11 protein-coding genes and 1 pseudogene are annotated in these 12893 nt (G+C 52.2%); 8 read left to right on the top strand and 4 right to left on the bottom strand.

Going from position 1 to position 12893, the window contains the following annotated elements; all coding sequences use genetic code 11:
• The first annotated feature begins 71 nt into the window (after positions 1-71).
• From E6C51_RS16385 to E6C51_RS16365, 6 genes and pseudogenes are all read left to right on the top strand, one after another.
• Positions 72-1283: an MFS transporter gene (locus tag E6C51_RS16385; RefSeq protein WP_190236767.1), complete on the top strand. Its 1212-nt coding sequence runs from the start codon at positions 72-74 to the stop codon at positions 1281-1283.
• Between the two features lies 1 nt (position 1284).
• Positions 1285-2052, top strand: a complete 768-nt coding sequence (locus tag E6C51_RS16380; protein WP_190236766.1) for a copper homeostasis protein CutC — start codon at positions 1285-1287, stop codon at positions 2050-2052.
• A gap of 417 nt (positions 2053-2469) precedes the next feature.
• A complete protein-coding gene (locus E6C51_RS16375; RefSeq protein ID WP_075641829.1) occupies positions 2470-2943 on the top strand; it encodes a chemotaxis protein CheW in 474 nt (157 codons plus the stop codon).
• 424 nt (positions 2944-3367) lie between these two features.
• Positions 3368-3544 (top strand): annotated as a pseudogene (locus tag E6C51_RS20185) (LysR family transcriptional regulator); the annotation flags it as partial.
• 15 nt (positions 3545-3559) lie between these two features.
• The gene (locus E6C51_RS16370) at positions 3560-4237 is read left to right on the top strand and encodes a LysR substrate-binding domain-containing protein (RefSeq protein ID WP_230987387.1); all 678 of its coding nucleotides are present in this window, start codon (positions 3560-3562) and stop codon (positions 4235-4237) included.
• 155 nt (positions 4238-4392) lie between these two features.
• Complete coding sequence (locus E6C51_RS16365) at positions 4393-5583, top strand: cupin domain-containing protein (protein ID WP_190236765.1); 1191 nt, start codon at positions 4393-4395, stop codon at positions 5581-5583.
• A 93-nt stretch (positions 5584-5676) separates the two neighbouring features.
• Here the strand turns inward: E6C51_RS16365 and E6C51_RS16360 are convergent, their stop codons facing one another.
• The 4 genes from E6C51_RS16360 to E6C51_RS16345 form a co-directional block, all read right to left on the bottom strand.
• Positions 5677-6069 (bottom strand): acyl-CoA thioesterase, encoded by a 393-nt coding sequence (locus E6C51_RS16360; RefSeq protein WP_146936296.1) that lies wholly within the window; start codon positions 6067-6069, stop codon positions 5677-5679.
• 401 nt (positions 6070-6470) lie between these two features.
• Positions 6471-7187: a DUF1003 domain-containing protein gene (locus E6C51_RS16355; RefSeq protein WP_190236764.1), complete on the bottom strand. Its 717-nt coding sequence runs from the start codon at positions 7185-7187 to the stop codon at positions 6471-6473.
• Positions 7188-7384: 197 nt separating this feature from the next.
• The gene (gene rhaI, locus E6C51_RS16350) at positions 7385-8677 is read right to left on the bottom strand and encodes an L-rhamnose catabolism isomerase (RefSeq protein ID WP_190236763.1); all 1293 of its coding nucleotides are present in this window, start codon (positions 8675-8677) and stop codon (positions 7385-7387) included.
• Positions 8678-8716: 39 nt separating this feature from the next.
• Positions 8717-10813, bottom strand: a complete 2097-nt coding sequence (locus E6C51_RS16345) for a bifunctional rhamnulose-1-phosphate aldolase/short-chain dehydrogenase (RefSeq protein ID WP_190236762.1) — start codon at positions 10811-10813, stop codon at positions 8717-8719.
• Positions 10814-11013: 200 nt separating this feature from the next.
• Here E6C51_RS16345 and E6C51_RS16340 point away from each other — a divergent pair, with 200 nt between their 5' ends.
• On the top strand, positions 11014-11826 hold the full coding sequence (locus tag E6C51_RS16340; protein WP_190236761.1) for a DeoR/GlpR family DNA-binding transcription regulator: 813 nt from the start codon (positions 11014-11016) through the stop codon (positions 11824-11826).
• Between the two features lie 73 nt (positions 11827-11899).
• Positions 11900-12877 (top strand): rhamnose ABC transporter substrate-binding protein, encoded by a 978-nt coding sequence (rhaS, locus tag E6C51_RS16335; protein WP_230987385.1) that lies wholly within the window; start codon positions 11900-11902, stop codon positions 12875-12877.
• Positions 12878-12893: the final 16 nt, after the last annotated feature.

Genomic DNA, 12893 nt, shown 5'->3' with positions numbered 1-12893 from the left:
CCTGTTTTGTCACCGTACCTCTTCGGGTGGCGATTACCACCCGCTTCTCTTCTCTTGATGAAAATTGCAACATGTGGCCCACCCTATCGGTTATTCTGCACAATCCGGGCGTTCGGGTTAGCGCAATTTCCATTTTTTTCTTTGGCTTGACGGGGGCGACCACAGCCCCCTTCATGTCTTTGATCGGCATCCACGAACTGGGCCTGAGCAATGCTCATTATTCCCTGCTGATTTTTGCTGCCTCCTGCATCAATGTGGTGGCCAGCGTGCTGGTGGGCGCATTTGCCGACAGAATGGGGCATTTTCGCCTGCCAATGATGGCTGTCAGCCTGTTTGGCATCATTGGCTATGGGGCTGTCTATCTGGTGCCGCATCAAATGGTGTTTGTGGTCTGCACATTGTGTTGCCTGCCAGTGTTTGGCGCTTTGAATTCGCTGATTTTTGCCAATGTGCGGAGCGCATCCAGCCATATGCCTGTGCGCGATTTGATTGCTGTTAATTCGGGTGTACGGGCGATTATTTCGGCCTCCTGGGTGCTTGTTCCGGGCGTTGTCGGTTTTATGCTGGCCGGAAGCTCCAGCATGTTGCCCGCCTTTCTTTACGCTTGCCTTGGAGCTTTTGCCTGCTTTCTGCTTTATGTGTTGTTCTTGCCCAAAGCGGAGCGGGGGGCACCAGCGGCCACCCACTCCAAATTTCTCGCCTCCATTTTTTCGGTGGCCTCCCCTGGTCTGTTGCTGCGGCTTTTGGCGGTTGCCCTCATTTCATCAATGATGCAGATGAACGGAGTGATCCTGCCACTGTTGGTGGTTGGTCCAGCCCATGGCACCAATGCCGACGTTGGGGTGCTGGTGGGGATCGTCGCTTTCTTGGAAATCGTCTTCATCCTGTTTTGGGGATGGGTCGAGCGCCGAAGCTCTTCAGTGCTGATTCTGGCGATTGGGGCTGTGCTCTATTGCGGCTACCTGTTCCTGTTGGGTTTTGCCACAACGCCGTGGCAGGTCTATCTCTTGACGCCACTTGCAGGGCTTGGCGCTGCTGCCATCATCAGTGTGCCGATCAGCTATCTCCAAAACCTGATTGCCGATCGGGCGGGGCTTGGCAGCTCACTCATCGCTGTCAATATGTTTTTGAGTGGTGGCCTGAACTCGCTGGTGTTTGCACTGGGAACAAGGGTGAGTGACTATGCCTTTACCGCCAAACTGGGCGCAGTGGTTGGGCTTTTGGGCGTGGTGATGATGATGGTTATGGAAAAGCCGCGGTTGCGGCCAAGCCGGAGTGTTTAAAATGGCGGATCGACTTCACACGACCGGCGCGATCCTTGAGATTTGCGTGGATGACGTGGCTGGCATGGAGGCGGCAATCGTGGGTGGTGCTGATCGGCTCGAGTTGTGCGCCGCCTTGGCCTGCGGAGGATTAACACCATCGATAGGGCTTATGGCGCAGGCAGCGGCCGCACAAATTCCTGTGCACGCTATGATCAGGCCGCGCTCCGGGTCTTTTGTGTTTAGCCAAGCGGAAGTGCAGGTGATGATCCGGGATATTGCGGCGGTGCGACACATGGGGCTTGCCGGTGTAGTTCTCGGAGCATTACTGCCGGATGGCCGATTGGATTGTGCCGCGCTTCGGCAATTGCTTGCTGCATCTGAGGGGCTGGATGTGACACTCCATCGAGCCTTCGACCTTGTTCCGGATCAATTAGAGGCCCTTGCTGAGGCTGTTGACCTTGGCTTTCGTCGTATTCTGACCTCGGGCGGGCAAAAAAGCGCGCCTGTCGGCATTGAGGCTCTCAAGCAACTTTTTGCAGCCGCAAAAGGACGAATTTCCATCATGCCGGGTGGCGGTGTAAATGCTGAGAACCTCAATCTCTTTGCTGATGTTGGTATGACCGAGTTTCACGCCTCATGCAGCCAGCCGCAGTCTACTGCGCGCAACCTCGTCGACTTTGGCTTCGAACTGGTCGCGAGCCGGCGCACTGATGAGCAGACCGTGCGCGAAATGAAGCAGCGTATGCGCACGCTCGGGTCGCGATGGCTGAATTCATTTGAGCGTTAAGGTTTTAGTGATTTTACATTCTTATATCTCTATGCATTCCAAGGTTGATTTCGATCTTCGGATATTGTTTTTTGGAAGGGCTGGTTTCACCTCTTGAGACCGATTGCCAACAGTTGAAATTGTGAGTTTTGTTCAGAAAAAAATCTTAAGTAAGAACGGTCGCAAATGTTAAATTAACGATTCTTACGTATTCTACGTTGACGTGTAATGTCGGTAAGCACTGCGATTATGTCTTTGGGCCAAGATTTTTGGGGCCCAAGATTTTTGCGGCCCAAGATATTGGGACTTGAGATATTGGGGTTAGCTACAAGGGCGTGTTGGTCCGAAAGCTTCTCCAGCCCAAGGCAGGGTTTGTCTGGTAATGAACGATGTTAAGTTAAACGCAGCCCCTAAAGGCGAAAGCTGAGAGGAAATTGGATGTCGACGGGTTATGTAGGGCAGGGCGAAACCCTGGAGATTATTGCATTCCGCCTGCATGAACAGGAGTTTTGCGTCAAGACCACGTCTATTCGCGAGATTCGTGGTTGGGCACCAGTGACCCCAATTCCCCATGCGCCTTATGAAGTGATTGGCGTTATGAACCTGCGCGGTACCGTTATCCCAATCGTCGATCTGGCGGTTAAGCTTGGAATGGCTGGAACAGAAGCAAACGTGCGCAGCGCCATTGTGGTGACAGACGTGAACGGCATGACCATTGGCTTGCTGGTGGATGGCGTATCCGACATTCTGACAGTGCCGCTGGATCGCTTGCAGCCGCTGCCTCAGGCCACAGGTCCAAGCTCCGCGTTCTCTGATGGCATTATTGCACAAGGGCAAACGATGATTTGCTTCCTCAACCTTGAGCGCATGTTCGGCGATGACGATGCTGCCGATTGGGGTATGGTGGCTTAAGTCTCTCTTATCGCCTACAGCGCCTCTCACCATCTATGGAGCACAAAGGGCGCTGTAACAGGTTTAATCTGCTGTATAATTTTCACCTTAAATTGATTACTATTTAAGGAATTATGCAGTGGATATAGATTGTCGGTGCGTGCAATAGTCGCGTGGCGACGACGGTGTTTGGTAAATTTACAGCCCTGAGCGCTTCGCTCAGGGCTTTTTGCATGATGCTTTATTGTTCTGGTTCGAGAGCATGTTCGGTCTATCTTACCACGGCAATGAAACTGCCATATTTTCTGGTAATTTGACGTCGGCTGGTGAGCGGCGATACAGCATCTCATCCATGTTTGAAGAGCCGCCTGATACTTTAAGTGTTGATTTTAGACGATATTCTATCTCTAAACACGCCCTTACATGAGGGAGGAATGGAGTTTCCATGATGGATCCGTCTCATCTCCGTACATTTGTTACCGTGATTGAACGGGGAAGTTTTTCTGCTGCCGCACGGGTTCTCGGCCTTTCTCAGCCCAGCGTGAGTGACCATATAAAGCGCCTTGAGCATGAATGTGGTCAAAAGCTGTTTTGGCGCGATACGCATTCAATTGCGCTCACGCCAGATGGACAGGTCATGGAAACATTTGCGCGTGCGATTATAGAGGTGATTGACCGCGCAGAAAGTCACTTTAATAAAAGGCAACAGCGGCAGGTGCTGCGGTTTGGTGCTTCGGAAGATCTGGTTTCAAGCTGGCTTCCAGATGTTATTCGGGATTTTACCGCACATCATCCAGATGTGAATATCGAATTCACAATTGCGCTCAGCCACGACTTGCAACAGAAATTTGAGGATAATCAACTTGATCTGGTGTTATGCAAGCGTTCTGCCCATGAACATCGGGGAGAGTTTGTCTGGCGTGAACCTTTGGTCTGGGTGTCAGCCAATGGTGCACCGGTTTTGAACGGAGATGAAAATGAAGTGCAGCTTGTGCTCTATCCGCCGCCAAGCATAACCCGTCATGTCGCACTGGAGCGATTGGAGGAGGTTGGTCTGCGTTGGCGCATTGCGTTTTCCAGCAGCAACTTGAATGGGCTTACCGCTGCAACCCGTATTGGTTTGGGTATGATGGCCCATGCCCGGCGATTGATCCCGTTTGGTTTGATGGAATGCAATGAACCGAGCATTTTGCCGACATTGGGTGATGTGGAATTTGTCTTGCTCGAAAAACGTAATAGCAGTTTTAAACTCTTGAAAATGCTTGCTGAGGCCATTCAGGCCAAGGCATTGTCAGGCGATGGTATTCCTGCCTGAAAAGTCTGCCGTGGGTCTTTTGGGGGAAACTGTCTCTTTATAGGTATTCGTTATAGCTGTTATCAGAGGTTGTGCAGTACCAGTTTGTTTCATCCTGTGGGACATTTTTCAGGCGCTACTGAGTCAGCGCTTTGTGTCATGACAGGAGGATATGGATGCAGACCAACCGCAGAAATTTTTTAAGTGCAGCCGCTTTGGGTGCTGGTATGGTTTCGTTTGAGCGATTGGCGGAGGCGGCCATGGTTCATGATCATGGGCAGCCGGGTGCGGGAGGTTTTGGGCGCAACGTCGCGGCGTTGCCTGATGGCGTACCTGTTGCTTACCACGATCCGAAGGATGTGGGAGGCATGCCCGATTTCAAGTTTTCATTGGATGGAAATAGTCCGAAGGTCACCAGTGGTGGCTGGGCAAAAGAGGCAACGGTTCATCAATTTCCGATCAGCAAGGGCATTGCCGGGGTCCATATGTATCTCAATCCCGGTGCATCTCGTGAGTTGCACTGGCATGCCATTGCCGCAGAATGGGCTTTTGTCATTGATGGTGAATGTCAAACCGTTGTTCTTGACCCTTCCGGGGCCAGTGAAATCAATAATTTCAAGCCGGGCGACCTATGGTATTTTGCCAAGGGTCATGGCCATGCTATTCAGTGCATTGGCGATAAACCCTGCCATTTCATTTTGTCCTTTGATAATGGTGCATTTTCTGAACACGGAACATTTTCCATTACAGATTGGGTGGATTTGACACCCAAAGATTTGCTGGCAAAAGAGTTCGGGATTCCCAAAGATGTGTTTGATATTTTCCCCAAAGGCGAGGTTTATATTCAGTCAGGCCCCGTTCTGAAGCCATCCGAAGCTTTGGAAGCTCCTTGGCCTAAAGAATCGACACATAAATTCAGCTTGCTGACAAACAACCGCGCTGTGCGTGAACTGGAAGGTGGAAGTTTCCGTCTGGCGACCATAGATGAATTCCCGGCGTCAAAAACAATGTCGGGTGGCTTGATGGTGTTGAAACCCGGTGAGATGCGCAAATTGCATTGGAACGTCAACGCCAACGAATGGCATTACTATCTTCGCGGTAAGGGGCAAGTGGCCATGTTTGGTTCCGGTGGGCGCGGCAAAGTGGCAGAGTTTAATCCCGGTGATGTGGCTTATATCCCTGTTGGTTTTGGCCATGCCATCCGCAATGTGGGTGATACGGATCTTGAAATTGTGCAGACTTGGGATAGCGGCACATTCGAGGAGATTGATCTCGATCGCTGGATTTCCTCAAGCCCCAGCTATCTGCTTGGCAATAACTTTACGGAAGTTCCGGCATCGACCCTTTCTAAGTTGAAGAAAGCTTAAAATACGTCATTTGCTGAAGCAAAAAATATTTAAAACATAAAGAGAGCATTTCATTTTGTCTTGAAAACAATGAAATGCTCTCTTTCTATGCATTTAGCGCTGATTTACATCGACTTGTCTTGGTTTGCCGTGTTCATCCAAAGCAACCATGATAAAATGCGCGTCTGTTACTTTTTGACGCTCCTGTGAGAATTGACGGCGGACCCAGCACTCAACGTAAAGTGTCATAGATGTACGCCCGACATGACTGACAGAGCAGTAGATACAGACAGTGTCACCCACTTTGACGGGCTGCTTAAAGCTGACTTCCTTGACGGCAGCCGTCACGGTGCGGCCTCTGGCGCGCTCTGCCGATTTGATGCCAGCGGCGGCGTCCATTTGTGCCAAAACCCAGCCGCCGAAAATATCACCGGCTGGATTGGTATCAGCAGGCATTGCCAGCGTGCGCAGTGTCAGTTCACCTTGGGGCTCTTCAGCTTCAGTCATCGGGCATATCCTATCTGCATAGTGTCATTTCATGGGCGGGGAATAGCAACAGAATGAGGCGCTACGAAGCAATTTCTGTGAAGGTCAGCTATGCGCAAATCGGCAATGTGAGACATGTTTACAGCGCCGTGCGTCATATATGGCGCACTCATGTCCTCTGGAGCGGATTATATGCGCCGTTTTTGCAGCCGGTCGATGCTGCTCAATAAAAAAGCGCCGCGTTGGAGCGCGGCGCCAAATCATCAATCCGAGCGCGAGGGGGCACGTCGGAGAAGACAGGTGCTGTGAATGATGGAAGTGTCAACGGAGGGGTTCGTGACATTCTGCATTCCCTGTATGATCATTGATAACAGCGATTTCTTACTTATGAATTAATAACATCTAATAAAGCAATCTGTGTTTTATTTTTTGCTTGCCTCGCTCTCCAGCAGGTCAATTTGAATTTGTTGCAACTCGGCCAAGCGCTGCCATTGCTGTGCCATCTGGTGATCAATTTTCTCATGCAGTTGGCGAATTTCCAGTTCTGCCCGCAAATTGATCATATAGTCGTTTTCGCTGCGCAGCCGGTCTTTTTCCTCCTGCCGCTTTTGGCTCATCATGATGATTGGTGCTTGCATGGCCGCCACGCAAGACAAAACCAGATTGAGCAAGATAAACGGATAGGGATCGAATGGCTGCTTGAAAACCCCGACCACATTGATGGCCATCCAAATCGCCAGCACGCTGGCAAAAAGAATAATGAAGGTCCATGATCCGCCAAAGGCCGCAACGGCGTCGGCGGCGCGCACGCCAATTGTAGTCGGTTGATCGACCTCCGGGTCAACGGTTGCGGCCGTGGAGACATCCATGCTCAAATCATTCAAGACCCTGCGATCAAGGGCGGAAAGCTCACCGCGCTCATCCTGAAGCAATTGCTCGACATGTTTACGCCGAATTTTTGAAAGATCTCCTTCGCAAATCATCGCGTGTTCAGGCAACGCACCTTCCTGCTCCTCCAGCATCGCCAAAATGGAAGGTCTCAAATGATCGACACTGCGCAGGTGACGCAGTGTAAATGGTTTGTTGCAAATGCAACAGGTCTGAGTGGTTTTCGGGTTGGCGCGATGCGGCGATGTCACGGGTTGGCTCCAAACAAAAGAAAAGGCAGCCTACATCACCATGCGTCATACATGGCGCATGGTGATGTAACGCTTTTAATCTGCTGCATAATTTTCTCCTTAAATCCACTCCGATTCAAGGAATTATGCAGTAGGGCTACCTTTGTGCGTCTGATAGCATGCACGGCGCTGTAATTGTGGCAAAAATGGAGCCGAGATCAAACAATACCGCCCGAGCCACCTTTCACCGCTGGTCGCAAACTGGCAACCTTTCCGCGGTATCCGCTGGCGCGATAGGCGGCAACGGGATCAATGGCACCGCCCGCGCGCAGCCTTGCCGCAGCCAGAATGGCTTCAACATCGGTGCGATAGGCGCGTTTCAGTGTTTCTGAGGCCATAAGGGCATCATTGTCGTTCTGGTAGCCCTCCAAGGATGCGCGATCCACCAAAAGAGCCTGGGTGTAAGCGCGGCGAATTTCATTGGCGCTGGAGATCAGACTCTCGATGGGATCGGTGACATTGTGCGATTGATCGATCATATGGGCCGGATGAAAGCCTGTGACACCGCGATATTCGGCATCCACCAGCTCGTTGAACACCAGAAACAGTCGATAAGGCTCGACCGAGCCTGCGTCCAGATCATCGTCACCATATTTGGAATCGTTGAAGTGAAACCCGCCCAATTTGCCAAATTGAATAAGACGGGCAACGATCATTTCAATATTGGTGTTGGGCGCGTGATGGCCCAGATCGACGAGGCATTGGGCTTTCGGTCCCAGCGTTTGCGCAATCAGGTAATTGGTGCCCCAGTCCTGCACAACGCTGGAATAGAAGGCGGGCTCATACATTTTATGCTCAGAGAAAAGCCGCCAATCATCCGGAAGCGCCTTGTAAATCTCCGCCATGGAGGCAAGATAGCGCTCAAATGATTTGGTGAAATTGCTTTGGCCCGGAAAATTCGAGCCGTCGCCAACCCATACCGTCAGCGCCTTGGAGCCAAGGGCAACACCCAGTTCGATGCACTCGATATTATGCTCGATGGCCTGTGTTCGGGTGGCGGCATCCACATGGCTGAGAGAGCCATATTTATAGGAATGGGCCTGATCGGCAGAGTCTGAGAATGTATTCGAGTTCATGGCATCAAAGCCAAGCCCAAGCGCCTCGGCTTTCGCCTTCAGCTCCTTCGGGTCGGTTTTGTCCCACGGAATATGTAAAGAGACCGTCGGCGTTGCGCGGGTCAGTTGTTGAATAACGCCGCAATCGTCAAGTTTATCAAAGATATGGCGTGGTTCGCCCGCACCTGGAAAACGCGCAAAGCGCGTGCCACCTGTGCCGACACCCCAGGATGGGATGGCGACAAAGAACTGAGCCACTTTGGCGGTGATGGCGTCGATATCAATATTGCTGCGCGCCAGCTTCTCGCCAAGAGCGGCATAATCGGATGTATGCGCTTTTGAGTGCTTTTCATTGTCAGCAGCGACACTATCCGCTGCAATCATCAATTCCGTCATCTGATCCTCCCGATCAATTCCGATTATCGTGTGAAGCCCCTATCGTGTGAAGCTTTGCGCATTGCCAGCGTCCACATTGATAATATTGCCGGTGGACTTGGCCGAGGCATCCGATGCAAGGAAATAGATCGCTTCAGCAATGTCTTCGGGGAATACATTGAGCTTCAGCATCGAGCGTTTGCGGTAATGTTCCTCAAGATCGTCCACTTCGATCTTGGAGGACGCCGCCCGCTGCTCACGCCACTCGCCATTCCAGATTTTCGAGCCACGCAACACAGCATCGGGATTGACGGTGTTGACCCGAATACCGGCATCTGCCCCCTCGAGAGCCAGGCAACGGGCCAGATGAATTTCAGCGGCCTTGGCCGTGCAATAGGCCGAGGCATTGGGCGATGACGCAAGGCCGTTTTTGGAGGCCACAAACACCACGTTGCCACCGAGATTTTGACGCCGGAACAGCCGGAAGGCTTCACGCGACACCAGGAAATAGCCCGTGGCAAGAATATCGATATTCTTGTTCCACATCGCAAGCGTCGTGTCTTCCACAGGTGCGGAAGAGGCAATGCCAGCGTTGGACACCAGAATATCGACACCGCCGAATTCAACGGCGCTTTGCGCAAAGGCGGCAATCACCGCATCTTCTTTGGTCACATCCAGCACAACAGAACGAACCGCATCTGCGCCGTGACGCTTGGCAAAGTCCGTCACGGTTGTGTTGAGCGCCTCCGCGTCAATATCGGCCAGAACTACGCAAGCGCCCTCAGACACCAGCCGTTCTGCTGTTGCCCGGCCAATGCCGCCGGCACCGCCGGTGACAAAGGCCACTTTGCCAGCCAGGCTCTTGGGCTTGGGCATGCGTTGCAGCTTTGCTTCTTCGAGCAACCAATATTCGATATCAAAGGCTTCCTGCTCTGGCAGGCCCTGATATTCCGACACGGTTGAGGCTCCGCGCATGACGTTGATGGCGTTGACGTAAAATTCGCCTGCAATCCGCGCTGTTGCCTTGTCCTTGGCAAAAGACAGCATGCCAACGCCTGGGATGAGAAAGATCACCGGGTTGGGATCGCGGATTTTAGGCGAGTTTTCGTGCTTGCACGCTTCATAATAGCGCGTGTAATCTGCGCGGTAATCCTCCAGTGCTTTGTCCAAGCCTGCAATAACCGCATCAACGTCCGGCTTGGCCGGATCAAACTCCACAATCAACGGGCGGATTTTGGTGCGCAGGAAATGATCGGGGCAGGAGGTGCCAAGCGCGCCGAGTGGCTTCAATTGCTTGGAATTGACGAATTCAAGCACAGCGTCCTGATCGTCAAAATCACCCAGCTTGCGCTCAAGCTTGCCAATGCGACCGCGAATTTCGGGCATGAGTTTTGCGGCAATGGCGCGGCGCTGATCGGCGGGCAGCGATGTTGTCGCAGCACCACCAAAAATCACCTTGCCTTCGGTTTCTTTTGCAAACCAGATGATGGCTTTGTTGATGATCTCAAGTGTGAGTTCGTAACACAGCTTGGCATCATTGTCCCAGGTGAACAGGCCGTGGCTTTCCAGCACGACACCTTTGGCATTCGGGTTGGCTTTGACAAAGGCTTCCAGATCAAGACCGAGCTGAAAACCGGGGCGCCGCCAAGGCAGCCAGCCGATGTCATCGCCGAAGATTTCCTGCGTCAACGCCCTGGAATTTTTAGCCGCTGCAATGGCGATGATGGCATCGGGATGCATGTGATCGACATGCGTGAAGGGCACAAAACCGTGCAAGGGCGTATCAATCGACGCTGCACGCGGATTGAGATTGAACGTGCAATGGGGCAGAAAGCCAACCATGCGGTCTTCGTCATGCACGCCTTTATAAATACCCTTCAAAGCATCCAGCTTGTCTTGATAGAGCGTGGCGAAGCCATCAAGCTTGATGGTGCCCACATCGCCGCCAGACCCTTTGACCCATAATACTTTAACGGTCTGGCCTGTCAGCGGATCAATTTCCATCACCTTCGCCGAGGTGTTGCCGCCACCGTAATTGGTGATGCGCTTATCAGCGCCCAAAAGATTGGAGCGATAGAGCAACTTGCCAGGTTCATCGAGCGTGGCTGCGTAAGAATCATCCCAACGGTTATCAAGAAGGCGTGGTTGGCCTGTCATGCAATCCTCCCAAAGGCGTTTATTGGCCCACTGAATGCAGTTGGCCCTCCATCTTGGGTGAAGGTATCGCGCAAAGTTTGAGAGGTTGTCAATCAAAAACGATCATAAATTTGCATTGTGCGGCGCAATATAATTTATTTTGATCGTTTGTGATTGACGACGTAAAGAGTTTATGAATAAATCGCCATCAGGAGGACGCCATGCACGAACGTGAACGCCATCGCATTATTATCAGCGCTGTTCAGGAAAAGCCTGTTGTAACAGTGCAGGATATTGCCGAATTGACAGAGGCGTCCGAGGCGACAATTCGCCGTGATATTGCGTCTTTGCATGTTCAGGGTAAAGTCAGGCGGGTGCGTGGTGGCGCAGAAGCGCTGCATCCACCTCAGCAGGGCAATTTGGCGGCGCGGCCGTTCAAAGTGTCAGAAACGATCAACAATGATAAGAAACGCGCAATAGCGCGGGCCGCTGTTGATTTGTGTGAGGAAGGCTCGTCGATCATCATCAACGGCGGCACGACGACGTTTCAAATGGTGCATTTCATGTCCGCGCGTCGCCTTCAGGTGATGACCAATTCGTTTGCGATTGCCGAACATCTGGTGAAACATTCCAAATGCAATGTGAATGTGCCGGGTGGTTCGATTTATCGCGATCAGAGCCTCATTCTGTCACCCTTTGAGAATGATGCGATCCGCAATTTTTATGCGCAGCGCATGTTTATCGGTGCGCAAGGCATCAATGCGCTTGGGGTGATGGAGCCGGATGCCTTGGTTATTCAAAGCGAGCAGCGTTTGATGCGGCAGGCGGAAGAATTGATTGTCATGGTCGATTCCACCAAGTTTTCGCGCCGCTCCAGCATGATCCTCTGCCCGCTCGACAATGTCTCGACCATTATCACCGATGATGGTGTGTCGGATGAAGCGGCTGCGATGGTGGAGGCCGCTGGCATTAAGCTTTTGACGGTGAAGGTTTCGGCCTCAACGGAAAAGGAGAATACCCCTTCGGTCGCCTGAGGAGCGATGCGATCGTTTGGGGGGAACGATCAAATTAACACTGGGAGGAAGAACTGTGAAATTATCCAGAAGACTGTTTGGCGCAGCCGCGATTGCTTTTGTTGCAACAGCGGGTGCATCGTATGCTGCCGACATGAAGATTGCCATTGTGGTGAAGTCCTTGGGCAACGGCTTTTTTGAAGCGGCCAACAAGGGCGCGGAAGAGGCCGCAAAGGAACTGGGCGGCGTCAAGATTATTTACACCGGCCCGACGACGACAACGGCAGAAGGCCAGATTGAGGTGATTAACTCCCTCATCGCTCAAGGCGTTGATGCCATTGCCATTTCCGCCAATGATCCCGATGCGGTCGTGCCCGCTTTGAAAAAGGCAGCCCAGCGTGGCATCAAGGTTATTTCCTGGGATTCGGGCGTCGCCCCTGCTGGCCGCATCATGCACCTCAATCCGTCTTCCAATGAGTTGATTGGCAAGATGTGCCTCAAACTCGCTGCCGATCATCTGCCAGACGGCAAGGGTGATTTCGCCATTTTGTCGGCCACCACCACATCCACCAACCAGAACATCTGGATTGGCGAGATGAAAAAGCAGCTTAAGGATTTTCCTGGCCTGAAATTGACCACCACCGTCTATGGTGATGACTTGGCGGATAAAAGCTATCGCGAAGCGCAAGGTATCATGACCTCTCACCCCGATGTGAAGGTCATTGTGGCTCCGACCACGGTTGGCGTGCTGGCTGCCTCGCAGGCCGTGAAAGATGCTGGCAAAATCGGCAAGGTCTATGTCACGGGTCTTGGTCTGCCCTCTGAGATGGCCGGTGCCATAAAGTCTGGTGCCACCAAGGAGTTTGCCATCTGGAACCCGATTGACCTGGGCTACACCGCCACAGAAATCGCCTATCATCTGGTCAAGGGTGATGCCAGCGGCAAGCCGGGAACTGAAATTCCTGTGGGTCGCATGGGCAAGATCAAGATTGATGACAAGGGCGAAGCCGCCATGGCCGATCCCTTCATCTATGACGCCAAGAACATCGATCAGTTCTCCAAAATTTTCTGATCCTCCCAAGTCTTAC

Source organism: Gillisella terrae, from assembly GCF_004801395.1.
Classification (GTDB): Bacteria; Pseudomonadota; Alphaproteobacteria; order Rhizobiales; family Rhizobiaceae; genus Allorhizobium; species Allorhizobium terrae.
The sequence above is the reverse complement of the archived record's forward strand: the minus strand, read 5'-3'. Positions and strand labels throughout refer to the sequence as shown.

What these genes read in the sequence shown, in the direction of transcription:
- E6C51_RS16345 (WP_190236762.1), bottom strand. Translation starts at nt 10,813, where the DNA reads ATGACAGGCCAACCACGCCTTCTTGATAACCGTTGGGATGATTCTTAC.
- E6C51_RS16340 (WP_190236761.1), top strand. Translation starts at nt 11,014, where the DNA reads ATGCACGAACGTGAACGCCATCGCATTATTATCAGCGCTGTTCAGGAA.
- E6C51_RS16385 (WP_190236767.1), top strand. Translation starts at nt 72, where the DNA reads ATGTGGCCCACCCTATCGGTTATTCTGCACAATCCGGGCGTTCGGGTT.
- E6C51_RS16375 (WP_075641829.1), top strand. Translation starts at nt 2,470, where the DNA reads ATGTCGACGGGTTATGTAGGGCAGGGCGAAACCCTGGAGATTATTGCA.
- E6C51_RS16370 (WP_230987387.1), top strand. Translation starts at nt 3,560, where the DNA reads ATGGAAACATTTGCGCGTGCGATTATAGAGGTGATTGACCGCGCAGAA.
- E6C51_RS16365 (WP_190236765.1), top strand. Translation starts at nt 4,393, where the DNA reads ATGCAGACCAACCGCAGAAATTTTTTAAGTGCAGCCGCTTTGGGTGCT.
- E6C51_RS16360 (WP_146936296.1), bottom strand. Translation starts at nt 6,069, where the DNA reads ATGACTGAAGCTGAAGAGCCCCAAGGTGAACTGACACTGCGCACGCTG.
- E6C51_RS16380 (WP_190236766.1), top strand. Translation starts at nt 1,285, where the DNA reads ATGGCGGATCGACTTCACACGACCGGCGCGATCCTTGAGATTTGCGTG.
- rhaI (WP_190236763.1), bottom strand. Translation starts at nt 8,677, where the DNA reads ATGACGGAATTGATGATTGCAGCGGATAGTGTCGCTGCTGACAATGAA.